Raw genomic sequence first — 24,484 nt, 5'->3', positions numbered from 1 at the left:
TAAAAACATGCAGGAATCGAAAGAACAGCGGGTTCACAATGTGTTTGAAAAAATTTCCGATAACTACGATAAAATGAATTCTGTTATCAGTTTCCAACAACACATAAAGTGGCGGAAAGACACAATGAAAAGAATGGATGTAAAGCCGGGCTCACGAGCTCTTGATGTTTGCTGCGGCACCGCTGATTGGACTATAGCATTAGCTGAGGCAGTGGGTCCGACAGGGGACGTTACAGGTTTGGATTTTAGCCAAAACATGCTTAATGTGGGGATTGAAAAGGTTAAGGACCTGGGATTAAAACAGGTGAAATTAGTACATGGTAATGCAATGGAACTCCCTTTTCCAGATAATAGTTTTGATTATGTGACGATTGGTTTTGGCTTAAGGAATGTCCCGGACTACCTGCAAGTATTAAAAGAGATGCATCGTGTTGTAAAACCTGGCGGTATTGCTGTCTGCTTAGAGACATCACAGCCTACTTTAATCGGCTATAAACAGCTCTATTATTTTTACTTTCGTTATATTATGCCGATGTTTGGTAAATTACTGGCAAAAAGTTATCGCGAATATGCATGGCTGCATGAATCAGCACGTGAGTTTCCAGGGATGAAGGAACTTGCTAAAATGTTTGAACAAGCGGGCTTCGCAGATGTAAAATATAAACCATATAGCGGCGGCGCAGCAGCTGTTCATATTGGCAGAAAAAATTAATTTATTGTACTTGAAGACAGGATGAAAAGCTGGGTGAATACAAATGAAATTAAAAATGATGTATTCATTTTTGAATTCGGATATTAACTTGATTGAAAAAAAGCTAGAAGAGACCATACATGCGGAGTCCCTTCTGCTTAAACAAGCTTCTATGCATACATTACAAGCCGGAGGAAAAAGAATTCGTCCTGTTTTTGTTTTGCTTGCTGGTAAATTTGGAAATTATGATATACATGTGATGAAAAATGTTGCTGTTGCCCTTGAATTAATTCATATGGCATCACTTGTCCATGATGATGTGATTGATGATGCGGATCTACGGCGAGGGCAGCCAACCGTGAAATCTAAATGGGATAACAAAATTGCTATGTATACTGGTGATTTTGTTTTTGCTCTTGCGATAGAATTAATGACTAACATTGAAAACCCAATTGCTCATAAAATTTTATCTAATACCATTGTTGAAGTGTCATTAGGGGAAATTCAACAAATAAAAGATAAATACCGATTTAATCAAAATCTCCGAGATTATCTTCGTAGAATTAAGAGAAAGACTGCCCTATTAATTGCTGTAAGTTGTCAATTGGGAGCAATTGCTGCTGATGTAGAAGAATCTGTCCATAAAAAACTATACCGTTTTGGTTACTACGTTGGAATGTCATATCAAATTATCGATGATATTTTAGATTTTACATCTACTGAGAAGGAACTAGGAAAGCCTGCAGGCGGAGACTTGCTGCAGGGAAATATTACCGCACCTGCACTTTTTGCAATGGAAAAGGCTGAAATACGCGCAGAAATTGAAAAGGTGCATGAATCCATGACTCCTTCAGAGATAAAGAAGATTATCACCATTATTAAAGATTCAGATGCAATTGAAAAGTCAATCGCTCTTAGTGATCTTTACCTTAAAAAAGCTTTGGCTGAATTAGAAGGGTTACCTGCAAATAGAACAAAAAAAACCCTTCAAGACTTAGCAAGATTCATTGGAAAACGAAAATTTTAAATCAACTTGTTAAATTTTCGAAAAAATGATAATATTTTTCATGGATTGTTTTCTAAAAAACATTCAATATACATAATAATCTTTATTAGGAGTGGAATTCATGGAAAAAACTTTTTTAATGGTAAAACCTGATGGTGTACAACGTAACCTAATTGGAGAAATCGTCTCACGTTTTGAAAGAAAGGGCTTTCAATTAGTAGGAGCTAAATTAATGAGCATTCCTAATGAACTAGCTGAAGAACATTACGGAGAACATAAAGAGCGTCCATTCTTCGGAGAATTAGTCGATTTTATTACTTCTGGACCTGTTTTTGCAATGGTTTGGCAAGGTGAAAATGTGATTGCTACTGCTCGTCAAATGATGGGTTCTACCAATCCAAAAGATGCTGCACCTGGAACAATCCGCGGTGATTTTGGATTAACAGTTGGGAAAAATGTTATCCATGGATCTGATTCACCTGCTAGTGCTGAGCGTGAAATTGGCTTATTCTTTAAAGATTCCGGTGTAGTAGAGTACAATAAACTAGTAAACGAATGGATCTACTAATTGAAATAAAAGAAAGGCATTTGTATAAGAAATTATACAAATGCCTTTTTTTATATGAAAAATTTATTCCTTTTTTTCTGAATAGTTATACTATGTTTATTGCGCAGTATATGGTATATTGATACAAAATTCTTTAATGAGTTGAAGGGGGAAAGTAATATGGGAATGAGATATTTAACAGCAGGAGAATCCCATGGGCCGCAATTAACAACGATTATAGAAGGCCTCCCTGCGGGTATGCCAATATTATTGGAAGATATAAATGAAGAATTATCAAGGCGCCAGAAAGGTTATGGGCGTGGAAGAAGAATGCAAATTGAAAAGGATACAGCCCAAATTGTTTCCGGTGTCCGTCACGGGTACACTCTCGGCTCACCCGTTGCATTAGTAGTTCAAAATAATGACTGGAAGCATTGGACAAAGATTATGGGAGCAGAACCTTTAGAAGAAGGACAAGAAGATGAGATGAAACGGAAGGTAACGCGTGCTCGTCCAGGTCATGCAGATTTAAACGGCGCCATTAAGTATGGACACAGGGATATGAGAAATGTCCTTGAACGTTCTTCTGCACGTGAGACGACCGTCAGAGTTGCAGCAGGTTCTGTAGCGAAAAAGCTTCTATCATTAGTGGGTGTTGAAATAGTGTCCCATGTGGTTGAAATAGGCGGAATTAAAGCTAGTATTGATCGCTCCATTTCTATTAATGAATTGAAGGAAAAGACAGAACTATCCCCTGTACGATGCGCTGATGCTGCCGTGGAAAGTGATATGATGGCTGCTATTGATGAAGCAAAGAAAAATGGCGATTCAATAGGGGGAGTTGTAGAAGTAATCGCTACGGGTATGCCTGCAGGTGTAGGAAGTTATGTACATTATGATCGTAAATTGGATGGAAAATTGGCAGCCGCTATTATGAGTATAAATGCCTTTAAAGGGGTCGAAATTGGTATTGGATTTGAGGCTGCAAGGAAACCTGGAAGTGAAGTTCATGATGAAATTGCATGGGACCAAGAAAAAGGTTACTACCGGAAGTCTAATCGCCTTGGTGGATTTGAAGGTGGGATGACAACAGGCATGCCGGTTGTGGTCCGAGGTGTAATGAAACCTATCCCAACTTTATATAAACCTCTTATGAGTGTTGATATTGATACAAAAGAGCCGTTTGCAGCAAGTGTCGAGCGTTCTGACAGTTGTGCAGTGCCTGCTGCAGCTGTTGTTGCAGAACATGCGGTGGCATGGGAACTTGCCAATGCTTTGGTTGAACAATTTTATAGTGACCGCTTTGACACTTTTGCGGAGGAAATTAAAAGACAGCGGGAATATGCGAGGGAATTTTAATGGAAACCATTCAAATCCATACAGATTCAAAAAATTATAATGTCTATGTGGGAGAAGGGGTAAGAAAAGAAATTGGTCCTTTTTTAGCGAGACATTTTGACGGCCTAACTCGAATATTAATTATTACCGATGAAACAGTTGCAGCGCTTCATCTGGAAAAATTATTGTTTGAGCTGAATTCGTTAAATCCTGTAATTTTTACTGCTCCTAGTGGGGAAAAAGCCAAAACCTTTGAAATATACTACGCTGCGCTTTCAACAGCACTTGAAAACAAACTAGATCGGAAATCTGTTATTCTTTCCTTTGGAGGAGGGGCTGTTGGAGATTTGTCAGGATTTGTTGCAGCATCCTTTATGAGGGGCATTCCATTTATTCAGGTGCCGACTACTATATTAGCTCATGACAGTGCAGTTGGCGGCAAGGTAGCCATCAATCATCCGCTCGGGAAAAATATGATTGGGGCTTTCCATCAGCCAGAAGCTGTTTTTTATGATTTAGCCTTCCTTAAAACACTACCAGTTCATGAAATTCGTTCTGGTTTTGCTGAGGTTATTAAACATGCACTTATTGATGATGTCGATTTCTATAATTGGTTAAAAGATAATGTGCAAAACCTTCAAACCTTACCAATGGAGATGTTATCGGAATCTTTAATAAAAGGTATAAGGATAAAAGGTAAAATTGTTGGTCAGGATGAACGAGAAACGGGGATTAGGGCTTTCTTGAATTTTGGCCACACACTGGGGCATGCCATTGAATCGGAGATGGGTTATGGGAACTTTACACATGGGGAAGCAGTGATGATAGGAATGCTTTATGCCCTAAGGCTAAGTAACCAATTACTAGGTCTTAACTTTGATATAAAAGAATTTACAAATTGGATTGAAAGACTAGGTTATGAATCTAAAATTCCAGAAATTCTATCCCATGAAAGATTAATCAACAAAATGAAGCAGGATAAAAAGTCAGTTAGGGATGCTATTCACTTTGTTCTACTTGAACAATTGGGTCAGCCTACTGTTAAGGAACTATCTGAAAAAGTACTATACGAACAATTAAACAGTAATTAATAAGGGGGACTTTTCTTGATTAGAGGGGTAAGAGGAGCAATTACGATTGACCAGAATTCCGAAGAGGAAATCATCTCTGCAACAGAAGAACTTTTTGTACGTTTAATTGAAGATAATCATATTCAACCAGATCAAGTTGGGTCAATTTTCATTTCTACAACAGATGATGTTAACGCTGCATTCCCTGCAAGAGCTCTTCGTAAATTTGAGGGGTGGACCTATGTCCCTGTGATGTGTATGCAGGAAATTCCTGTTCCCAATTCGTTAAAGAAGTGTGTCAGAGTCATGATGCATGTGAATACGAACAAGTCACAAGAAGAGATTATTCATGTATACTTAAAAGGTGCAACTGTTCTGAGACCCGACCTTGGCAGCAGTCTAGCAAAATAGGTAAAAACGATAAAGCTGTAATAGAATAACTTATTACGAACGGAGTGAATTAATATGAGATGGAAAGAGCAGTTATTACAACTGACACCTTATCAACCAGGGAAATCAATCGAAGCTGTGAAGAGGCAATATAAACTGGACAAGATAGTAAAGCTGGCATCAAATGAAAATCCTTTTGGATGCTCATCTCAGGCCTTGGATGCACTTCAATCAAATCAAACAAGTTTGGCAATTTATCCGGATGGCTATGCCACTATTTTACGAGAGACCCTTTCAACCTATTTGCAGGTTGATGAAGAAGAATTAATCTTTGGAAATGGCTCAGATAACTTAATTCAAATTATTTCAAGGGCACTGTTACATCCGAATGCTAATACAATTATGGCTACACCTAGCTTTTCACAATATAAGCATAACGCAGTGATTGAAGGCGCGGTCTGCAAAGAAATCCCACTTGTAAACGGAAACCATGATTTAGATTCCATGTTGGCAGCCATTGATGATCAGACCAATGTCATTTGGCTATGCAGTCCTAATAATCCTACTGGTACCTATATACCTGAATCTAAGTTAAACGCCTTTCTTGAAAAAGTTCCTGCTGATATTCTGGTCGTACTAGATGAAGCTTATTATGAATATGTTGTTGCAGAAGATTACTATGATTCCATTAAATTAGCTCAAAAGTATGAAAATTTAATTGTCCTTAGAACTTTTTCAAAAATATACGGTCTCGCTGCCTTAAGAATTGGCTATGGGGTTGCCAATCCTTCAATTATTAAAGCACTTGAACCTGCTCGGGAGCCATTTAATGTTAATTCTTTAGGCCAATTAGCGGCGTCAGCAGCCATAAAAGATAAGCAATTTATTAACAGCTGCAAAGAAAAAAATAGGCAGGGACTAGAACAGTTCTATGAATTCTGTGGGAAGTATGAACTCGATTATTATCCATCACAAACCAATTTTATATTAATTGATTGTAAAACAGATGGGGACGTGGTGTTCCAGAATCTAATGCAGAGAGGCTATATTGTTCGCTCTGGGAAAGCTCTTGGTTTTCCTACAGGGGTTAGAATTACAGTAGGGTCATTTGAACAAAATGAAGGTGTTCTCCATGCATTAGGAGAGTTTTTATCACAAAAGTAAAACAGTTCTGCTTTGTTTTTAGGGGGAGTTATCATTGAAAGGCCGTGTTTTTGTTATAGGGTTAGGATTAATAGGCGGTTCTCTAGCCCTATGTATAAAAAAGGAACATGAGGATGCAACGATTGTAGGATATGATATTAATAGTGAACAAGCAAGACTAGCAAAAATGCTTGGGGTTATCGATGAAATAGCTGAAGATATCCAAAGTGGCGCTATTGATGCTAATTTAATTATTATTTCTGCACCTGTAAATGAAACAGAGGAAATTATCAAGTTCCTTGCGGGTCTCCCTCTTCATCCAGAGGTAATCGTGACAGATACAGGTAGTACAAAAAGCAAGATTGTTGGAAGTGCCAAAAGCCTAAAAGAGAGAGGAATCACCTTTATCGGCGGGCATCCAATGGCGGGATCACATAAAAGTGGTGTTTCTGCTGCCAAAGAAATTCTATTTGAAAATGCGTTTTATTTGTTAACACCAAAGGAACATATAGATGATTCAAAGGTAAAAATATTAAAATCATGGTTAATTGGAACTAAAGCCAAGTTTTTAACTATCACACCAGAAAATCATGATTATCTTACAGGGATTGTCAGTCATTTTCCTCATATCATCGCTGCCTCAATTGTTCGCCAAACTGAAAAGTTAGCTGAAGCAGAGAGTTTAATTCCGCGTCTTGCAGCAGGCGGGTTTAGAGATATTACCCGGATTGCCTCAAGCAGTCCGAAGATGTGGAAAGATATTCTCCTCCACAATCGTGAGATATTAATTCAATTGCTCAATCAGTGGCAAGAAGAGATGAATGATGTCAAAATGCTGCTTGAAGATGAAAACAGTTCGGCAATATATGACTATTTTCACCAAGCAAAACAATTCCGTGATGGTCTGCCTCAAAAAGATAAGGGTGCAATTCCGGCATTTTATGATTTATTTGTTGATGTACCGGACTACCCAGGGGTCGTTTCCGAGATTACTGGTTATTTAGCGAAGGAAGAAATTAGTATCACAAATATTCGAATTTTAGAAACACGTGAAGATATAAATGGTGTCTTAGTAATTAGTTTTCAAACAGAAGAGGACCGTCAAAAAGCGGAACAATGTATTGGCTCCTATTCTAGTTATGCTACATCTATTGGATCTTAAAATGATAAATAAAAAAGGTGATTTTTCATGACGTCTCTAAAACTGAAGACAAACATAACACACTTAAACGGAGAAATAACAATTCCTGGGGATAAATCAATTTCACACCGGTCAGTTATGTTTGGTTCGATTGCCCACGGTGAAACCAAAGTAACCAATTTTTTACCTGGGGAAGATTGCTTAAGCACAATATCGTGCTTTCGAAAACTCGGAGTTACCATCGAAGAATCTGATGGCCAACTTCACATTATTGGAAAAGGATTTGAAGGGTTAACCGAACCAAATGAAGTATTAGACGTTGGTAACTCTGGAACAACAATCCGTTTATTAATGGGGATATTGGCAGGTAGACCATTTTTCTCTTCTCTTGTTGGTGATGAGTCAATCGGGAAACGTCCAATGACGAGGGTAACGAACCCTTTATCGGAATTGGGTGCAAAAATAGATGGTCGTAACAACGGTTCCTACACACCCATCTCTATTCGTGGGGGTGAATTAAAACCTGTAAATTATCAACTTCCGGTTGCGAGTGCACAGGTTAAATCTGCCTTAATTCTTGCAGGCCTGCAAGCAGAAGGTCAAAGTGTGATTATTGAGCCGGAAGAAACTCGTGATCATACAGAAAGAATGATTATTAAATTTGGCGGGGAAATCCACAAGGATAACCAAATGATTATCGTCAATGGCGGTCAAAAACTAGTCGGAACGACAGTCCATGTTCCTGGGGATATATCGTCTGCAGCATTCTTTTTAGTTGCAGGTGCCATAATTCCTGGAAGTGAAGTTGTATTAAAAAATGTCGGGCTGAATCCAACAAGAACGGGAATTATCGAAGTAATGAAGAAGATGGGTGCGGACTTAGAAATTGTCCAGAACGAGGAATCATCATTTGAACCAATGGGGGATCTAATTATTAAGACTTCCAGTCTGAAAGGAACCGTGATTGAAGGAGATTTAATTCCAAAATTAATTGATGAAATCCCAATAATTGCCCTTTTAGCAACCCAGGCAGAAGGTACAACAATTATCAAGGATGCCGAGGAACTGAAAGTAAAAGAAACAAATCGAATTGATACAGTTGTTCATGAGCTAAAAACTTTAGGTGCTAAAATCGAAGCAACTGAAGATGGAATGATTATTCATGGAAAAACCAAATTAGTTGGTGGAACTGTCGCTAGTCATGGCGATCATCGAATTGGAATGATGCTGGCCATAGCTGCACTCCTTTGTGAAGAAAAGGCAGTTCTAGAAAACCCAGAAGCGATTTCCGTTTCATATCCGAACTTCTTTGACCATTTAAATAGTCTTATTAAGTAAAGCTGCATATCAATGCAGCTTTTTCTATTTTATATCCCGAATTGAATGGCATAGTTTTTGGAATTTTCGCATAGCTTGTCTTAAAGAGAATAGTCAAAAAAGAAAATAGGACACAATGAAATGGTGGTGGATAATGTATATTATTGAAAATGCCAATCTCCTAAAAGACAAGCAATTAAAAACTTGTTCACTAATAATACGTAACAATCGAATAGAAAGGATTGACTCGCATTTCAATTATTATCGGTTAATAAGAATGAATGCCGAACCATATATTATGACCCCCACCTATGTTTTATTTAATTCAAATATTCCACAAATTAGAGCCTTTCAAGAATTAAAAAAGTATTTGACTGAAGATTTTTTGTTGAAAGGTTGCACCACCTTGTTCACCTATGTTAATGTTTCCTACGAAAATGAATTAACCACAAAAATATCTGCGCTTAAAACGGCTCTCTTAAGCAGCCCAATAGATTATCTTATTGGGGTAAGAATACCAGTTCGATTGATTTCTCCATCGTTTATTAGGAAATGTAAGAAAGAAAAAGTACCAGCTATTTTTGTAGACCTTCAATTACATGAAGAATTAGAACAAGTTCCATGGGGTTGGATTAAAGAAGCAATGTTTCCTTTCAACAGTCCGTTCATCCCAATAATTTCTTCGGTTCACAAGAAGGAAGTGAAGGGTGTTTTGTCGAAATGGAATGGTATCATGAATAGAGAGAATATACCCGCTCTTTATGAAGAAATTGAAGAAAATATCCCATTGGCTGTTTCTGTATTAAATAAAATTGGTGTATATCCGCAAAAAGGTAGTTTAATGTGTGGTACAGAAGTGAGTTATAATTTGTATACTAAAATAAATGAAGGCCAGAATGTTGATGAAGTGAATATATTTCATTATCATAGTGATAGACTCGTAGTAACCGTCCACAAGGGGGAGGTTTTACGAGCAAGTGGTAACGTGATATTTAAACCTGGAAATGGAGAACATGTTAGGGTGCGAATCCCATCCTATTTTTCTCTGTCAATCTAGGAGAACGAGAGGTAAGAGTCAATGGAACGAGTGAATAAAATTATTACCATGTTAGAAAATGGTCAACATAATGAGGCCTTAATTGAATATAATGATGTATTACAAAATGGTATGCCCGATGAAAAGTTTCTTCTTAGCGAAGAAATGTATCAATATGGTTTCCTAGAAGAGGCAAAGTCACTAATAGCAAATTTATTAGAAACATTCCCTGAGGAAGGTGAGCTTCTTGTCCTGTTAGGTGAAATATTAGTTGAAGCCGGTGAAGACGAAGAAGCAATTCTTGTTCTTGAAAAGATATCAGAACATGATGCGAATTATGGACAATCCCTACTTTTATTAGCCGATCTTTATCAAGTTCAAGGTTTGTATGAAGTTTGTGAAAGAAAACTTTTGAAGGCAAAGGAATTGTTGCCAGATGAAATCATTATAGATTTTGCTTTAGGCGAACTTTATAGTGAACAAGGTGAAGTGACCAAGGCACTGGAAGCATACGAAAAGGTTTTAAAAGAAGAAAATGAAATAGCTGGTGTAAATATAGATCAACGGATTGCAGATCTCTTAAGTGTATCTGGGATGTTTGAGGATGCATTAGTTTATTATGAAAAGGCAATGAATGAAAAATTAGAGATTAACACTTTATTCGGCTATGGTTTTACGGCACTTCAGGCGGGGTATTACAAGACTGCTATCGTAAAATTCACTGAATTGAAAGAGCTGGATCCGGAATACCATTCTCTATATTTACACCTTGCTTTAGCATATGAAAGGGAGGGAGAACTTGAAAATAGTTTACTTACCATTCAAGAAGGCATAAAACAAGATGAATATAATAAGGAGTTATTTTTCTTTGGCGGGAGAATAGCAACCCAACTAGGAAAAGTGGAAGAAGGAGAACAGTTTTTCCGTGAAGCACTTGCCTTAGACCCAGGATTTATTGAAGCAGCACTTACATTAAATAAACTCTTTTTACTTCAAGAAAGATATGAGGACATCATTGATTTAATTACTGAACTTGATATTAAAGAAGATGAAGAACCCCAACTCTTATGGGATGCTGCAGTAAGCTATCAGAGGTTAGAAAAATTTTCTTACGCATTAGACAAATATGAAAGTGCATATACTTTTTTTAAGAAAAATGAAACATTTTTACAGGATTACGGTTATTTTCTAATTGAAGAAGGAAAAAGCGACCGCGCCGCCGAAATTTTTAAACAGTTGCTAAATGAAGATCCAACAAACGGGGAGTATATGGATTTACTTGAACGTCTTACAGGGTTGAAAGATTAAAAAAAGCTGAATTTGCAGAGGAGGGAAACTATCATGGCAACCCCTGTTTCTGTCAACGAGAAGAAGGACTTTATTCGCTGGTTTTTAAATCATTATCAATTAAAGAGAAGAGAATGTGTTTGGATTCTTAATTATCTAATGAGCCACGATCAATTAATGGAGAAGGTCCATTTTGTGGAGCAAGCACAGTATTGTCCGAGAGGTTTAATTATGTCTACACATTGCGTCGATAAGGTACCATTTAGATTCTATAAAGAAAATGTGATGACTACAGATGCTGAAAAGTCTTTTCACGACATTCGCTTAAATCGTGATGAGGATATTTTTATCCAATTAAACTTTCATGCTGCTAATCAGGCACACCAGTATGCTGCGGTTCTTGAAGAGAATTTATACGTTCCCAAACACCTGCAAGTGAATGAGAAGGATGGAATTATTGCAGAACAATTATTGCAGCGCAGTATTGAACATTTTCAACGTGAGAAAATCCTTCAATTAATTGATGAGGCCCTTGATAATCAAGATCGAAAAGCATTTCAAGTTCTTACACAAAAGCTTAATCAGTTAACCATGTCAGAACAAAAAGGAAGCGTGCGATAAGCAGCTTCCTTTTTGTTTGGGATTTTCTAAATATTGCACTATATCTTTTATTGTTTCTGTAGAAAATGATATTATGATAATAGTGAAATCAAAAGGTTGGTGCATAAATATGAAATGGACACCTCAAGATATTGAGACGTATTTGAATGCAAAGGAATATGTAGACACAGCTGTTGTGCCATTGCTGGCTGTATCTGTGGGGGGGGAGATGAAACAGTCTGCGACAGCTGCGGAATTTATCACATTACTTACTGGACATCTAGAAAGGCAATTTACGGGAAGATTATTATTATTACCTCCATATACATATTTGAAGTCCAAAAATGGAGAAAATATCATTAGTGATTTGAAGGAATGGGAGGCTAGCCTTCAAAAGGGGGAATTTAAACACATATTTTACATTACATCCGAAATTGATTGGAGATCACGAGAAGAAGAACTTTCCGGAACGATAATATGGCTTCCATCAATCCCACTGGAACACATGAATGATTCACAGAAAATGGCGGTTGTTGATAGTCAAGTAAAACAATTATTAGACCTTTTTACGCAAAAATGGCATGAAAATGAGTAAAACCACCTTTTAAGCATGTTTTTAAAATAGTATGATATTGACCTAACTTGCAGATTGATATATCATTGTTATGTCCTAGTTTTATATGTGTTTAAATTTGTCCGTCGGACTTAACTTCGTGAATAGAGGGGGGGATATAAGCATGAGTAAGCAACGCGTTTCAAGACGTCAATTTTTAAGCTACACATTAACAGGAGTAGGCGGCTTTATGGCAGCTGGTATGTTAATGCCAATGGTAAGATTTGCAGTTGATCCAGTTTTAAAGGCTGAAGAAGGCGGAGATTTCGTCGCAACAAAACAAAAGGTTTCTGAAATAACTAACGAGCCGGTTCGAGTTGACTTTAGCTTTAAACAAAAGGATGCATGGTATGAGTCAGAGGTTACGGAGACTGCCTGGGTTTATAAGAATGATGCAGGTAAAATTGTAGCCCTTTCACCTGTGTGTAAACATTTAGGCTGTACTGTTAACTGGAATACGGACAAGGAACATCCAAATCAATTCTTTTGTCCATGTCACTATGGCCGTTACACAAAGGATGGAACCAATGTTCCAGGTACACCACCACTTCACCCGCTTGATGTATATCCATTCAAGGAAAAAGACGGTTTTCTTTATTTAGGTAAAGCTGAACCACGGAAGGAGGCGTAACATGTTAAACAAGATTTACGATTGGGTAGATGAACGTTTAGATATTACGCCTTTGTGGCGCGATATCGCAGACCATGAAGTACCTGAGCATGTTAATCCAGCGCATCACTTTTCAGCGTTTGTATACTGCTTTGGAGGTCTAACATTCTTCGTAACAGTCATTCAAATTCTCTCTGGTATGTTTTTAACTATGTACTATGTACCAGATATTAAAAATGCATGGGAATCGGTTTATTATCTTCAAAATGAAGTTGCTTTTGGACAAATTGTACGTGGAATGCATCACTGGGGTGCAAGTTTAGTACTTGTAATGATGTTTTTACATACACTACGTGTTTTCTTCCAAGGTGCTTACAAGAAACCTCGTGAACTAAACTGGGTAGTCGGAGTGCTTATTTTCTTCGTTATGCTTGGCTTAGGATTTACTGGTTACTTATTACCATGGGATATGAAAGCGTTATTTGCAACAAAAGTAGGTCTGCAGATTGCCGAAGCAACACCGTTTATCGGTACACAGGTTAAGGTTTTACTTGCAGGTCATGAACATATTGTTGGTGCCCAAACATTAACCCGTTTCTTTGCGATTCACGTGTTCTTCCTGCCAGGTGCATTGCTTGGATTAATGGGAGCCCACTTCTTAATGATTCGTAAACAAGGTATTTCTGGACCACTATAAAAAACGTTTTTTCACAATCGATGTTTTTTCTACTAACTACGGAAAAAGGAGGGGGATTGCTCGATGCATCGCGGTAAAGGATTAAAGTTCGTTGGTGATTCACGTGTTTTAGCACCTTCTGAACGAAAAAAAATGATTCCGAAAGATTACTCTGAATACCCTGGTAAAACAGAGGCGTTCTGGCCTAACTTCCTTTTGAAAGAATGGATGATAGGAGCTGTATTTCTTGTCGGCTTTTTATGTTTAACTGTTGCCCATCCGGCTCCGCTTGAAAGGATAGCGGATCCGACTGATACTGGTTACATTCCATTGCCAGACTGGTATTTCTTATTTTTGTATCAATTACTAAAATATTCATATGCATCCGGACCGTATACAGTTATCGGAGCTATGATTATGCCTGGACTTGCATTTGGAGGCTTACTATTAGCTCCATTCCTGGATAATGGTCCTGAACGTCGTCCAATGAAGCGTCCGATTGCAACTACAGCTATGCTTTTGGCATTAGCTGCCACCGTATTTTTAACTTGGGAGTCTGTTGCGACACACGACTGGGAACAAGCTGAGCGCCAAGGAAAAATTGTTGAAAAGGTTGATATTGATAAGTCGAGTGCCGGCTACAAAATTGCTAGTGCGAATACATGTATTACTTGTCACGGTGAAGATCTTTCAGGAGGTGCCGGTGCTCCTGCATTAGTTGGAACTGGTCTATCTGCTGAAGAAGTAGCGAAAATTGCTAAAGAAGGTAAAGGTGGAAAAATGCCACCCGGAATCTTCAAAGGTACTGACGAAGAACTTAAAACACTTTCAGAATTTATCTCAGGCCTTGGTAAGTAATAATCGAATTATTGAAAAGCTGACGAACGATCGTCAGCTTTTTTCTTCATGAAAAAAACAATCCTGGAAGGAGCATGCTTGTGAGTTGGATTTATCCTCTCTTGGCCCATAGGTCAATTATAAAGCTGCTATTATTTATAAATATAGCTGGAACTATATATGGGTATTACTGGTATGGGTGGCAACTAAAAGAAACTCCTGCAATTTTCCTCCCATTCGTTCCTGACAGCCCTACCGCTAGTTTATTCTTTGTTTTTGTTTTAATTGCCTTTCTATTACGGAGAAACTGGCCTTTAATAGAGGCTCTTGCGATTGTCACACTTTTTAAATATGGAATTTGGGCAGTGGTGATGAACATACTAGTCTACTTTGTCCAAGGGGAACTTGATGCAGTTGGCTATATGCTAATATTTTCCCATTTTGCAATGGCTGTACAAGGGATTTTGTATGCTCCATTTTATCGTTTTAAATGGTGGCATTTAATCATCACAGCTGTTTGGACATTACATAATGATGTGATAGATTATGTATTTTTCATGTTGCCGAGCTATCATATGCTTGATCGCTACACTCCGCAAATTGGCTATTTTACATTCTGGCTTTCGATTTTTTCTATTGCCCTTGCCTATTATTTTTCCATTCGGTCCAATCGGTACAAGCTTGAAATAAAATAATCCAAAATGGTCTAACCTTGTCCACCCCTACATACATTTTATTAGTAATGAAAGGGGGGACAAGGATTGAAAATCAAATGGTTATTTTTATTTGCAATTATCATGATGCTTACTCCCACATCTATTTATGCAGAACAACAATCGCCAATGGAGAGGCTTGATGATATTTCAGATGAAGCACTCCAAATGGTGAAGTTTCATAGATATGAAGATGCGAAAAGACTCCTTGATTATTTTTCAAATCAGTTCACAAGTATTGCTGGTACGGATCCACCATTAACCATGGATGAAGTGAGAATAATTAACACCTCCCATGATGAAGCAGTGGAAGCGGCAGTTAGTTCCAACATGAAATATGAGGAACGAATAAATAAATTAGTCAAATTTAGACTTGTTATTGATGCGATTGCTACAAGTCATCAACCCCTATGGGTTGAAATGGAAGATCAAATTATGACTGCTTTTCATCAAGCGAAAGATGCCGCTAAAAAAGGTGATTCTGGAAACTTTCATACAAACTTCAATTCATTTTTATCTTTGTACAATGTCATCTATCCAAGTATGAAAATTGATGTGTCCGTAGAAAATGTACAAAAATTAGATGCACGGATTGATTTTATAAATGAATACCGTTCCCTAGTAGTAAGTGACACTAAAAGTCAGCAGGAATTGGATAAACTAGATACGGACTTAGTCAAACTCTTTTCTAACATGGAAGAGGATGAGGCAGATCCTAACATTTGGTGGGTTATTATATCCACTGGAAGCATTATTATCATGACATTATCCTATGTGGGTTGGAGAAAATATCAAGGTGACAAGAACCAGAAAAAAGACCGTTCAAAAGATTGATACTAAAAAAGCAATGTCAAACGACATTGCTTTTTTAATCTACTAACGGCATTTTATTTTCGTCAAGGGTAAATCCTTCTCCATGAACATCGTGAACAATAGTAATTGAAACAAAGGCATGTGGATCGACCGAGGTGATTACATTTTTTAACCGAACGATTTCATTTTTAGCCACAACACAATATAAAACCTCACGTTCACTTTTTGTATATGATCCATAACCTTTTAAGGCAGTAACTCCTCGGTCCATTTCCTCCATAATTTTTGCGGCAATTTGTTCGTTTTTTTCCGAAATAATCATTGCCCCTCTTGCAGAATAGGCACCTTCTAAAATGAAATCGATGACTCTTGCACCAATAAAAACAGCAACAAGTGTATACATTGCCTGTTTATAATTTAAATATGTAACTAGAGATAACGCGATAACACATGCATCAAATAAGAACATCGTTTTCCCCATATTCCAGCCTGCATATTTCTGGACGAGCCTTGCAATAATATCGACTCCTCCCGTAGTTCCACCATAACGAAAGATTACTCCTAAACCAACGCCTGTAAAAACTCCAGCAAATAATGCTGCTAATGTTAAATCACTTTCAAGTGGCATATCTATTGCATAGCGTTGAAATATCCACAAAAAAATCGATACTCCTACCGTTCCTATAATGGTGTATAAAAATGTATTCCGTCCTAACAATTTCCACCCGATAAAAAAAAGTGGAATATTTAAAAATAAATTTGAATATGACGGATCCCACTTGAACAAGAAATAAAATAATAGAGCAATCCCAGTGAAACCACCTTCAGCCAACTTGTTTTGCATATTAAAATTCACAAGTCCAAACGACATGATTGCAGCCCCTAAAAGGATAAATAATATGTTTTTAAATTTAAGTCCTGATATCATTCATAACCCCCCTCTGCCATAAATTCTCTTATCTGGCGATTTTTATTATATCGAATTAAAAATGCTAGAGCAATGAGTAGTGAAAAAGACTAAAAATAATTGAAAACATTTGTAAAACCGAGATAATTTAGCTAACATAAACAATGAATAAGAAAATGGGCATTAGTATCAATCAAATTAACGAGGTGAAGGCAAATTGGCCAATGAAAAGACAATGAAAGAACTTCAGCAAGAAGTAGATTTGTACATTAGTCAATTTAAAGAGGGGTATTTCAGTCCACTGGCAATGCTGGCGCGACTTACAGAAGAACTAGGGGAATTTGCTAGAGAAGTAAATCATTATTATGGAGAGAAACCCAAAAAAACTAGTGAAACTGAAAAAGCGATTGAGGAAGAACTGGGAGACCTTTTATTTGTCTTAATTTGCTTTGCTAATTCTTTAAATATTAGCCTAGAAGATGCGCATGATTATGTAATGGCAAAATTTAAGACAAGAGACAAAAATCGTTGGACTAGAATTAACGAAGAAAAAATGGAGTGAATGCGATGGAAAAGATTAAAATTATTATTGCAGGCCCTCGTGGAAGAATGGGGAGCGAAGCTGTAAAGTTAGTCACAAATACTGATAATTTTGAATTAGTTGCTGTTGTGGATCATAAGTATGACGGAATCATGTTAAGCGATTTGGAAGGTTTTCATTCAATACATAATGTGCAAGTTTATTCAAATATTGAAACATGTCTGCAAACAATCCAAGCAGATGTATTAATTGACTTAACCACACCTGAAGTGGGCATGCATCATACCAAAACAGCACTCTCTTACAATGTGCGGCCTGTTGTAGGTACAACAGGGTTTACCGCTGGTGAATTAGAAGAATTAGAGCGTATTTGTCAGGAGAAAGAACTGGGGTGTATTATTGCTCCGAATTTTGCTATAGGTGCGGTTTTAATGATGAAATTCTCTCAAATGGCTGCCAAATATTTTGAGGATGTTGAAATTATCGAATTACACCACGACCAGAAGCTGGATGCTCCGTCAGGAACAGCGGTAAAGACGGCGGAAATGATCTCAACTGTAAGAGAAGCAAAAAATCAAGGCCACCCAAATGAAAAAGAAACAATCGCAGGAGCGAGGGGGGCAAATTTTGATGGGATGCATATTCACTCGGTTCGATTGCCGGGATTGGTTGCACATCAACAGGTGTTATTCGGTTCAGATGGTCAGACTTTAACAATCAGGCACGATTCCTACCACCGAGGGTCGTTTATGTCAGGGGTAAAAGTGGCAGTTGAGTCTGTGATGACACATAATGCCTTTGTTTATGGCCTTGAAAATATTTTAGGATAGGAGGAAATATAATGAATATTGCATTAATTGCTCATGATAATAAGAAAAATGATTTGGTGCAGTTCGCGATTGCCTATCAGAATATTTTTTCGAAGCACTCTTTATTTGCTACTGGAACAACAGGGCAAAGAATTAGTGATGCAACAGGATTGAATATTACACGGTTTCAATCCGGACCGCTTGGTGGTGACCAGCAAATTGGTGCGATGATTGCTCAAAATGAAATGGATGCTGTTTTCTTTTTTCGAGATCCATTAACCGCACAGCCGCATGAACCAGATGTTACTGCATTAGTAAGACTATGTGATGTATACTCCATACCCCTTGCAACCAATATGGGAACTGCGGAATTGCTTATAAGAGGTTTAGAACTCGGGCTGATTGAATGGAGAAATATAATTAAAGAGAATGGTGGACATAATGAATAATCAACACCTTCAAGTCCTTGCATTTGGTGCCCATGCAGACGATGTCGAGATAGGCATGGCAGGGACAATCGCAAAATTTACATCTGAGGGAAAACGTGTAGGTATCTGTGATTTAACAGATGCCGACCTTTCTTCAAATGGGAATATAGAGCTCAGAAAGTCTGAGGCGGCAAATGCGGCTGAAGTTCTAAAAGTTTCGTGGCGGTCCTCGCTGGGTTTTCCGGATAGGGGCTTATACCTTAATGAAGAATACATAAGAGAAATTGCAAGGGTAATAAGAATAAACAAGCCTCAAATCGTGTTTGCGCCTTATTTTGAAGACCGTCATCCAGACCATGGAAATTGTGCTAGTTTAGTGGAAGAAGCAGTTTTTTCAGCTGGAATCCGAAAATATGAAACAGATGGAAATGAACCTGCTCACCGAGTGGAAAGAGTTTATTTTTATATGATTAATGGTTTTCACAAACCTGATTTTGTTATCGATATTTCACAATACATAGATTTAAAGCTCGAAGCATTAAGGGAGTATAAGAGCCAATTCCAGCAAACAGAAGAAACCCACAATACTCCACTTGTTAATGGGTATATTGAAACAGTCGAGGCAAGGGAAAGAATGTTTGGCAAGCTTGTTGGTGTTACATTTGCTGAAGGGTTCAAAACGAAAGTTCCCATTCTTTTGAATCGAGATTTGATAGGAGAATAACCATGAGGAAATTAAAAATTGGAATTACTTGCTATCCAACAGTAGGTGGTTCAGGGGTGGTAGCAACGGAATTAGGAAAAATGCTGGCTGAAAAAGGTCATGAAATTCATTTCATTTCATCAAGCATCCCTTTTAGGTTGAACAAAATTTATCATAATATCTATTATCATCAAGTTGAAGTGAATCAATATTCCTTATTTCAGTACCCACCCTACGATATTGCTTTAGCAAGTAAAATGGCGGAAGTTGCTAATCGGGAAAAATTAGATCTACTTCACGTTCATTATGCTATTCCTCATGCGGTTTGTGCTATATTAGCCAAGCAAATGAGTCACCGAGATTTTAAAATAGTCACTACCCTGCACGGAACAGACATAACCGTTTTAGGGTATGATCCTTCGTTGACAGATGCAATTAAATTTGGAATAGAAAAATCTGATGTGGTAACTGCTGTATCGAATTCGCTTGTGAATCAAACTTATGACCTCATCAATCCTGATAAAACAATCGAAACTGTCTATAATTTTATTGATGACCGCGTCTATAAAAAAACTGATGCACTTGGTTTAAAGTCAGATTTTGAAATAAGGGAAAACGAGAAGGTAATCATACATGTTTCAAATTTCCGTCCAGTAAAGCGCGTGAAAGATGTAGTAAAATCTTTTTCAAAGATTGCATCTGCAATGCCTGCAAAATTACTATTGGTCGGTGATGGTCCCGAAATGACTATCGTTTGTAAGCTCGTCAGAGAGTTGGGCTTGGAAGATCAAGTCATTTTTCTTGGTAAACAAGAGAGTTTAGAGGAATTGTACTCTATTAGTGATTTAATGTTGTTATTATCAGAGAAAGAAAGCTTTGGACTTGTTGCACTAGAGGCGATGGCATGTGGTGTCCCTTGTATCGGGACGAATGTTGGCGGTGTTCCAGAAGTTATTAATCATGGTGTCAATGGATTTATTTGTGAAGTAGGTGACATAGAGGATATTTCTAGTAGAGCATTAGCGGTTTTAAATGATGCGAAGCTTCATCAGCAATTTTCTCAACAGTCCATTTACACAGCAAAAACAAAATTTAAAGCAGATCAAATCGTTGAACAGTATGAGCAAATATATTTTAATATACTGAATTAAGGTGAAGGAAATGACAGACCCATTCTTAACTGCAATTCCTGTCTTAGAAAAGCTAGAGGACGCCGGTTATGAGGCCTACTTTGTTGGCGGATCAGTTAGAGATTTTCTTTTAAATAGAGAGATAAATGACGTGGATATTGCGACAAGTGCAACTCCAGATGAAGTGAAAAAAATCTTTCCAAAAACAGTAGATATTGGAATAGAACATGGAACAGTTCTAGTCCTGGTTACTAATGGGGCATATGAAATTACTACCTTTAGGACAGAATCGGAGTATGAAGATTATCGTAGACCTAAAGAGGTTACGTTTATTCGGAATTTAAAGGATGATTTGCAGCGCAGGGATTTTACAATGAATGCCATTGCAATGGACAGAAATCGGAAACTGATTGATCCTTTTAACGGATTTTTAGCTATACAGAATAAATTAATTCAAACAGTCGGAAGTCCAAGTGACAGGTTCCAAGAAGATGCCTTAAGAATAATGAGAGCCGTACGTTTTGTAAGTCAACTTTCATTTCAAATAGAAGCGGGAACTATCACCGCATTAGCCAATCAGGTTCATTTACTTGAGAAAATTGCTGTGGAGAGAAAAAAAACAGAGTTCGAAAAACTGTTAATCGGTAAAAACAAACAAATCGCGTTAAATATCCTTCTAGATACAAGCATTTTTTTATATTTGCCTGGTTTAAAAGGAGAGAGGAAGTCTTTAGAGAAACTGATTCGCTTTGAAAGTATCCCTCTTAATATTAATGAAATGTGGACATTATTAATTTTCTGTTTACAGTTTAAAGAAAAAGAGATTGAGGTATTTCTAAAAGACTGGCGGCTTTCAATTAAGGAAATAAGAGAAATTGGACGAACGGTCCATTTCTTATATAAAAGACTTGAACAAGAATGGTCTATCTATGATCTCTATGCTGCAGGTCGTGATACAATCCTTTCAACAGAAAGACTCTACCTTGTGATTAACCAAATAAAGGATATTCGATCAATTGAACATTGGGGAAAAATGTATGATTCTCTTCCGATTAAAGAACGTGCAGAAATAAATGTATCAGGAAATGACTTAATGGATTGGTTCAATAAAAGAGGCGGACCATGGCTAAAGGAAACCCTATTAGACATTGAAAATAACATCTTATCTTGTAAACTTCCTAATAACAAAGAAAAAATCAAGGAGTGGCTAATGAAGTGCAATCAGAAATAAGAAAAGAATTAATTGATGCCTTTACAAATGCCGGAGATGCCTTTTTGTCAGGTCAATATCTAGCTGAACTCATTGGCTGCTCTAGGACGGCAGTTTGGAAGCATATAGAGGAACTAAGAAAAGAAGGCTTTGAATTAGATGCAGTTAGAAATAAGGGATATCGGATTCTAAAGACCCCAGAAAAAATAACTGCCGATGAAATAAGACTGGGTCTAACAACTCACTTCATGGGGAGGAATATCCATTATGAGGAGACTGTTGAGTCAACTCAGAAGATAGCCCATCGCATGGCTTCTGAAGATGCACCAGAAGGAACGGTCATCATTGCAGAAGAGCAGTTGTCAGGCAGGGGAAGAATGGCCCGTAAATGGCATTCTCCAAAATATTCAGGTATTTGGATGAGCATGATCCTGCGCCCCAATATACCTCTTAGTAATGCGCCACAATTGACATTATTAGCTGCAGTTTCCATTGTTCAAGCCATTGAAGAAATGACAGACTTAGTCCCAGATATTAAATGGCCTAATGATGTTCTAATTAGCGGAAAAAAAGTCACTGGAATATTAACTGAGCTACAAGCTGAGGCCGATCGAATTCATTCCATTATTATTGGAATTGGTATCAATGTGAATCAAAAGTTAGAAGATTTCCCAGCAGAAATTCAAGATATTGCTACGTCCCTTTTTATTGAGAAAAAAGACACTGTCTCGAGAGCGGAATTAATTAGAACGATCCTAAAGAACTTTGAAAATTTGTATACAATGTATCTGGAACAGGGCTTCTTGCCAATAAAGCTTTTATGGGAAGGTTATGCCAGCAGTATCGGCAAGTACATAAAAGCGAGAACATTGACAAATACCATTGAAGGTATTGCGCTAGGTATCACAGATGATGGTGTGTTGAAACTGGAGGATCAGACTGGATTCATCCACCATATTTATTCAGCGGATATTGAGTTATAAGACTTGAACTTTTCGAGAAATTTGCTATAATTCATTCCAATGGGCAGTATCCATAGTGAACTGCACCTTAATGAAGTAACCAACAATTAAAAAAGGTTTCTGCCTAGATCCGTTTAACGGACCGGGACAGAGGGATGAAGCTTGAATTGAGTAATAGGGATCCTCTGCCTTCAGAAGGATCTTTTTATTTGCTCTTCGAAATCTTCATATCCCCTCTCCCAACAAAAAAGGAGGGAAAAATGGATGAAGCAAGCAACAGATTTTTTAAAAATGAAGGAAAAAAATGAAAAAATAGTCATGTTAACAGCGTATGATTACCCCTCTGCTAAACAAGCAGAAGAAGGTGGAGTTGACATTATTTTGGTGGGTGATTCCCTTGGTATGGTTGTCTTAGGGTATGACTCGACCATACCGGTGACACTTGAAGACATGATCCATCATACGAAAGCAGTAAAACGAGGTGCAAAGGATACATTTATTCTCGCGGACTTGCCATTCTTAACCTATCATTTATCCGTCCGTGATACATTAATGAATGCAGGCAGACTCATTCAAGAAACAGGCGCACATGCGGTGAAACTTGAGGGTGCAGATGATGTCCTAGAAAAAATAACTGCTCTAACGAAAGCAGGCATCCCTGTGTGTGCTCATTTGGGGTTAACTCCACAATCCGTTGGTGTATTAGGCGGGTATAAAGTACAAGGGAAAGATGCTGAGGCAGCAAGGAAATTAATAGATGATGCGAAGAAATGTGAACAAGCAGGAGCTTTCGCCATCGTTCTTGAATGTGTCCCAAAACAATTGGCTGAAGAAATTACACAAAGTCTTTCAATACCTATCATTGGTATTGGTGCCGGGATTGATGTGGACGGTCAAGTGCTCGTGTATCATGATATTCTTGGTTATGGTGTTGAGCGTGTACCGAAGTTTGTGAAACAATACCATTCCGTAAATCCATTTATGCTTGAATCTATTCAAGCTTATGCAGCAGATGTTAAAAATAAACAGTTTCCAGAAGATAAGCATTCATTCACAATGAAGGAGCAGGAACTGAAAGGGCTTTATGGAGGTATAAAATGAAGGTAGTTACCACAATTAAAGACATGCAAGCGTTAATTTTGAAACAAAAGTCCCAAGGAAAATCGATTGGCTTTGTTCCAACGATGGGTTTTCTGCATGAAGGACATTTGACGCTTTTAAATAGAGCTAGAAAAGAAAATGATATCGTCGTCCTTAGCATTTTTGTTAATCCGTTGCAGTTTGGTCCGAAAGAGGATTATGCTGAATATCCCCGTGACTTTGAGCGTGACCGTGCATTGGCTGAAAGTGAAATGGTAGATTTTCTGTTTTATCCAAGTGTAGAAGAAATGTATCCGACCAGCCCTTCAGTCAAAGTTACCGTACAGGAGCGCACAGATGTATTATGTGGAAGTTCACGCCCTGGCCATTTTGATGGCGTTGCAACAGTTATAACAAAATTCTTTAACATCATTATGCCAACACGTGCTTATTTTGGGAAAAAAGATGCCCAGCAAGTTGCGGTTATTGAAGGGTTAATTTCAGATTTTAATATTCCTGTAAATCTGGTAGCAGTAGATATTGTCCGGGAAAATGATGGACTGGCTAAGAGTTCTCGAAATGTTAATCTCTTGCCGACAGAAAGAAAAGAAGCACCTGTTCTTTATCAAAGTCTTCAAGCAGCAAATGCAGCGATTGATAAAGGAGAGAGAGATCCTATTAAAATAATTGATATGATTCGCGAAGTGATTGGCAATGAATCATCGGGTGTCATTGATTATGTCCAAATCTACTCCTATCCACAATTAAAACCATCGGAAAAATTAGAGGGTACAATTATTATTGCTCTCGCTGTAAAATTTACGAAGGTTCGTTTAATAGACAACATCATTACAAAAATAGATTGATAGGTAAGAGGAAATGGAGG

28 protein-coding genes are annotated in these 24,484 nt (G+C 37.7%); 27 read left to right on the top strand and 1 reads right to left on the bottom strand.

Going from position 1 to position 24,484, the window contains the following annotated elements; all coding sequences use genetic code 11:
• The first annotated feature begins 7 nt into the window (after positions 1–7).
• The 18 genes from COJ96_RS15955 to ypjB all read left to right on the top strand — a co-directional run bounded on the left by COJ96_RS15955 (position 8) and on the right by ypjB (position 15,849).
• Complete coding sequence (locus COJ96_RS15955) at positions 8–712, top strand: demethylmenaquinone methyltransferase (RefSeq protein ID WP_098574804.1); 705 nt, start codon at positions 8–10, stop codon at positions 710–712.
• 43 nt (positions 713–755) lie between these two features.
• Positions 756–1,718, top strand: a complete 963-nt coding sequence (gene hepT / locus COJ96_RS15950; RefSeq protein ID WP_098574803.1) for a heptaprenyl diphosphate synthase component II — start codon at positions 756–758, stop codon at positions 1,716–1,718.
• Positions 1,719–1,818: 100 nt separating this feature from the next.
• Complete coding sequence (gene ndk / locus COJ96_RS15945) at positions 1,819–2,265, top strand: nucleoside-diphosphate kinase (RefSeq protein WP_026563926.1); 447 nt, start codon at positions 1,819–1,821, stop codon at positions 2,263–2,265.
• Between the two features lie 165 nt (positions 2,266–2,430).
• Positions 2,431–3,603 (top strand): chorismate synthase, encoded by a 1,173-nt coding sequence (gene aroC / locus COJ96_RS15940; protein WP_098574929.1) that lies wholly within the window; start codon positions 2,431–2,433, stop codon positions 3,601–3,603.
• On the top strand, positions 3,603–4,673 hold the full coding sequence (gene aroB, locus COJ96_RS15935; protein ID WP_098574802.1) for a 3-dehydroquinate synthase: 1,071 nt from the start codon (positions 3,603–3,605) through the stop codon (positions 4,671–4,673). Before aroC ends, aroB begins: the two co-directional genes overlap by 1 nt.
• Positions 4,674–4,688: 15 nt before the next feature.
• Complete coding sequence (gene aroH / locus COJ96_RS15930) at positions 4,689–5,063, top strand: chorismate mutase (RefSeq protein ID WP_098574801.1); 375 nt, start codon at positions 4,689–4,691, stop codon at positions 5,061–5,063.
• A gap of 54 nt (positions 5,064–5,117) precedes the next feature.
• Positions 5,118–6,206, top strand: coding sequence for a histidinol-phosphate transaminase (gene hisC / locus COJ96_RS15925; protein ID WP_098574800.1), 1,089 nt, complete (start codon positions 5,118–5,120; stop codon positions 6,204–6,206).
• 34 nt (positions 6,207–6,240) lie between these two features.
• A complete protein-coding gene (locus tag COJ96_RS15920) occupies positions 6,241–7,347 on the top strand; it encodes a prephenate dehydrogenase (protein WP_098574799.1) in 1,107 nt (368 codons plus the stop codon).
• A 27-nt stretch (positions 7,348–7,374) separates the two neighbouring features.
• A complete protein-coding gene (gene aroA, locus COJ96_RS15915; protein ID WP_098574798.1) occupies positions 7,375–8,664 on the top strand; it encodes a 3-phosphoshikimate 1-carboxyvinyltransferase in 1,290 nt (429 codons plus the stop codon).
• 133 nt (positions 8,665–8,797) lie between these two features.
• Positions 8,798–9,700, top strand: a complete 903-nt coding sequence (locus COJ96_RS15910; RefSeq protein ID WP_098574797.1) for a hypothetical protein — start codon at positions 8,798–8,800, stop codon at positions 9,698–9,700.
• A gap of 21 nt (positions 9,701–9,721) precedes the next feature.
• Entirely contained in the window at positions 9,722–10,987 is a 1,266-nt protein-coding gene (locus tag COJ96_RS15905; protein ID WP_098574796.1) for a tetratricopeptide repeat protein, read from the top strand.
• Between the two features lie 33 nt (positions 10,988–11,020).
• Positions 11,021–11,587, top strand: a complete 567-nt coding sequence (locus COJ96_RS15900; RefSeq protein ID WP_098574795.1) for a ReoY family proteolytic degradation factor — start codon at positions 11,021–11,023, stop codon at positions 11,585–11,587.
• A 109-nt stretch (positions 11,588–11,696) separates the two neighbouring features.
• On the top strand, positions 11,697–12,161 hold the full coding sequence (locus tag COJ96_RS15895; protein WP_098574794.1) for a YpiF family protein: 465 nt from the start codon (positions 11,697–11,699) through the stop codon (positions 12,159–12,161).
• 142 nt (positions 12,162–12,303) lie between these two features.
• Positions 12,304–12,810, top strand: a complete 507-nt coding sequence (locus COJ96_RS15890; RefSeq protein WP_098574793.1) for a QcrA and Rieske domain-containing protein — start codon at positions 12,304–12,306, stop codon at positions 12,808–12,810.
• Position 12,811: 1 nt separating this feature from the next.
• Complete coding sequence (gene qcrB / locus COJ96_RS15885) at positions 12,812–13,486, top strand: menaquinol-cytochrome c reductase cytochrome b subunit (protein WP_026563914.1); 675 nt, start codon at positions 12,812–12,814, stop codon at positions 13,484–13,486.
• Positions 13,487–13,549: 63 nt separating this feature from the next.
• Positions 13,550–14,323, top strand: a complete 774-nt coding sequence (locus COJ96_RS15880; RefSeq protein WP_098574792.1) for a menaquinol-cytochrome c reductase cytochrome b/c subunit — start codon at positions 13,550–13,552, stop codon at positions 14,321–14,323.
• 80 nt (positions 14,324–14,403) lie between these two features.
• Entirely contained in the window at positions 14,404–14,997 is a 594-nt protein-coding gene (gene lhaT, locus COJ96_RS15875; protein ID WP_098574791.1) for a lipoprotein heptaprenylglyceryl N-acetyltransferase LhaT, read from the top strand.
• 66 nt (positions 14,998–15,063) lie between these two features.
• Positions 15,064–15,849: a sporulation protein YpjB gene (ypjB, locus tag COJ96_RS15870; RefSeq protein ID WP_257148536.1), complete on the top strand. Its 786-nt coding sequence runs from the start codon at positions 15,064–15,066 to the stop codon at positions 15,847–15,849.
• A 34-nt stretch (positions 15,850–15,883) separates the two neighbouring features.
• Here ypjB and COJ96_RS15865 read toward each other — a convergent pair whose 3' ends face one another.
• The gene (locus tag COJ96_RS15865; protein ID WP_098574790.1) at positions 15,884–16,756 is read right to left on the bottom strand and encodes a YitT family protein; all 873 of its coding nucleotides are present in this window, start codon (positions 16,754–16,756) and stop codon (positions 15,884–15,886) included.
• Positions 16,757–16,970: 214 nt separating this feature from the next.
• On the opposite strand from COJ96_RS15865, the gene COJ96_RS15860 reads away from it, so the two are divergent.
• The 9 genes from COJ96_RS15860 (at position 16,971) to panC (ending at position 24,464) form a co-directional block, all read left to right on the top strand.
• On the top strand, positions 16,971–17,297 hold the full coding sequence (locus COJ96_RS15860) for a nucleotide pyrophosphohydrolase (protein WP_180230147.1): 327 nt from the start codon (positions 16,971–16,973) through the stop codon (positions 17,295–17,297).
• A gap of 5 nt (positions 17,298–17,302) precedes the next feature.
• Positions 17,303–18,106 (top strand): 4-hydroxy-tetrahydrodipicolinate reductase, encoded by an 804-nt coding sequence (gene dapB / locus COJ96_RS15855; RefSeq protein ID WP_098574788.1) that lies wholly within the window; start codon positions 17,303–17,305, stop codon positions 18,104–18,106.
• An 11-nt stretch (positions 18,107–18,117) separates the two neighbouring features.
• Positions 18,118–18,534: a methylglyoxal synthase gene (mgsA, locus tag COJ96_RS15850; RefSeq protein WP_098574787.1), complete on the top strand. Its 417-nt coding sequence runs from the start codon at positions 18,118–18,120 to the stop codon at positions 18,532–18,534.
• Positions 18,527–19,237 carry a bacillithiol biosynthesis deacetylase BshB1 gene (bshB1, locus tag COJ96_RS15845; protein WP_098574786.1) on the top strand — a complete coding sequence of 237 codons (711 nt, stop codon included), beginning with the start codon at positions 18,527–18,529 and terminating at the stop codon, positions 19,235–19,237. Before mgsA ends, bshB1 begins: the two co-directional genes overlap by 8 nt.
• 2 nt (positions 19,238–19,239) lie before the next feature.
• Positions 19,240–20,367, top strand: a complete 1,128-nt coding sequence (bshA, locus tag COJ96_RS15840; protein WP_098574785.1) for an N-acetyl-alpha-D-glucosaminyl L-malate synthase BshA — start codon at positions 19,240–19,242, stop codon at positions 20,365–20,367.
• Between the two features lie 10 nt (positions 20,368–20,377).
• Positions 20,378–21,577, top strand: a complete 1,200-nt coding sequence (locus COJ96_RS15835) for a CCA tRNA nucleotidyltransferase (RefSeq protein WP_098574784.1) — start codon at positions 20,378–20,380, stop codon at positions 21,575–21,577.
• On the top strand, positions 21,562–22,539 hold the full coding sequence (locus COJ96_RS15830) for a biotin--[acetyl-CoA-carboxylase] ligase (RefSeq protein WP_098574783.1): 978 nt from the start codon (positions 21,562–21,564) through the stop codon (positions 22,537–22,539). Before COJ96_RS15835 ends, COJ96_RS15830 begins: the two co-directional genes overlap by 16 nt.
• A 243-nt stretch (positions 22,540–22,782) precedes the next feature.
• Positions 22,783–23,619, top strand: a complete 837-nt coding sequence (gene panB / locus COJ96_RS15825; protein ID WP_098574782.1) for a 3-methyl-2-oxobutanoate hydroxymethyltransferase — start codon at positions 22,783–22,785, stop codon at positions 23,617–23,619.
• Positions 23,616–24,464, top strand: a complete 849-nt coding sequence (gene panC, locus COJ96_RS15820) for a pantoate--beta-alanine ligase (protein ID WP_098574781.1) — start codon at positions 23,616–23,618, stop codon at positions 24,462–24,464. Before panB ends, panC begins: the two co-directional genes overlap by 4 nt.
• Positions 24,465–24,484 lie beyond the last annotated feature (20 nt).

Source organism: Bacillus sp. AFS073361 (assembly GCF_002567005.1).
Taxonomy (GTDB): domain Bacteria; phylum Bacillota; class Bacilli; order Bacillales; family Cytobacillaceae; genus Neobacillus.
The sequence above is the reverse complement of the archived record's forward strand: the minus strand, read 5'-3'. Positions and strand labels throughout refer to the sequence as shown.

Coding starts and splice junctions, on each gene's coding strand:
- COJ96_RS15955 (WP_098574804.1), top strand. CDS start 8: ATGCAGGAATCGAAAGAACAGCGGGTTCACAATGTGTTTGAAAAAATT.
- hepT (WP_098574803.1), top strand. CDS start 756: ATGAAATTAAAAATGATGTATTCATTTTTGAATTCGGATATTAACTTG.
- ndk (WP_026563926.1), top strand. CDS start 1,819: ATGGAAAAAACTTTTTTAATGGTAAAACCTGATGGTGTACAACGTAAC.
- aroC (WP_098574929.1), top strand. CDS start 2,431: ATGAGATATTTAACAGCAGGAGAATCCCATGGGCCGCAATTAACAACG.
- aroB (WP_098574802.1), top strand. CDS start 3,603: ATGGAAACCATTCAAATCCATACAGATTCAAAAAATTATAATGTCTAT.
- hisC (WP_098574800.1), top strand. CDS start 5,118: ATGAGATGGAAAGAGCAGTTATTACAACTGACACCTTATCAACCAGGG.
- aroA (WP_098574798.1), top strand. CDS start 7,375: ATGACGTCTCTAAAACTGAAGACAAACATAACACACTTAAACGGAGAA.
- COJ96_RS15910 (WP_098574797.1), top strand. CDS start 8,798: ATGTATATTATTGAAAATGCCAATCTCCTAAAAGACAAGCAATTAAAA.
- COJ96_RS15905 (WP_098574796.1), top strand. CDS start 9,722: ATGGAACGAGTGAATAAAATTATTACCATGTTAGAAAATGGTCAACAT.
- COJ96_RS15900 (WP_098574795.1), top strand. CDS start 11,021: ATGGCAACCCCTGTTTCTGTCAACGAGAAGAAGGACTTTATTCGCTGG.
- COJ96_RS15895 (WP_098574794.1), top strand. CDS start 11,697: ATGAAATGGACACCTCAAGATATTGAGACGTATTTGAATGCAAAGGAA.
- COJ96_RS15890 (WP_098574793.1), top strand. CDS start 12,304: ATGAGTAAGCAACGCGTTTCAAGACGTCAATTTTTAAGCTACACATTA.
- qcrB (WP_026563914.1), top strand. CDS start 12,812: ATGTTAAACAAGATTTACGATTGGGTAGATGAACGTTTAGATATTACG.
- COJ96_RS15880 (WP_098574792.1), top strand. CDS start 13,550: ATGCATCGCGGTAAAGGATTAAAGTTCGTTGGTGATTCACGTGTTTTA.
- COJ96_RS15865 (WP_098574790.1), bottom strand. CDS start 16,756: ATGATATCAGGACTTAAATTTAAAAACATATTATTTATCCTTTTAGGG.
- COJ96_RS15860 (WP_180230147.1), top strand. CDS start 16,971: ATGAAAGAACTTCAGCAAGAAGTAGATTTGTACATTAGTCAATTTAAA.
- dapB (WP_098574788.1), top strand. CDS start 17,303: ATGGAAAAGATTAAAATTATTATTGCAGGCCCTCGTGGAAGAATGGGG.
- mgsA (WP_098574787.1), top strand. CDS start 18,118: ATGAATATTGCATTAATTGCTCATGATAATAAGAAAAATGATTTGGTG.
- bshB1 (WP_098574786.1), top strand. CDS start 18,527: ATGAATAATCAACACCTTCAAGTCCTTGCATTTGGTGCCCATGCAGAC.
- bshA (WP_098574785.1), top strand. CDS start 19,240: ATGAGGAAATTAAAAATTGGAATTACTTGCTATCCAACAGTAGGTGGT.
- COJ96_RS15835 (WP_098574784.1), top strand. CDS start 20,378: ATGACAGACCCATTCTTAACTGCAATTCCTGTCTTAGAAAAGCTAGAG.
- panB (WP_098574782.1), top strand. CDS start 22,783: ATGAAGCAAGCAACAGATTTTTTAAAAATGAAGGAAAAAAATGAAAAA.
- panC (WP_098574781.1), top strand. CDS start 23,616: ATGAAGGTAGTTACCACAATTAAAGACATGCAAGCGTTAATTTTGAAA.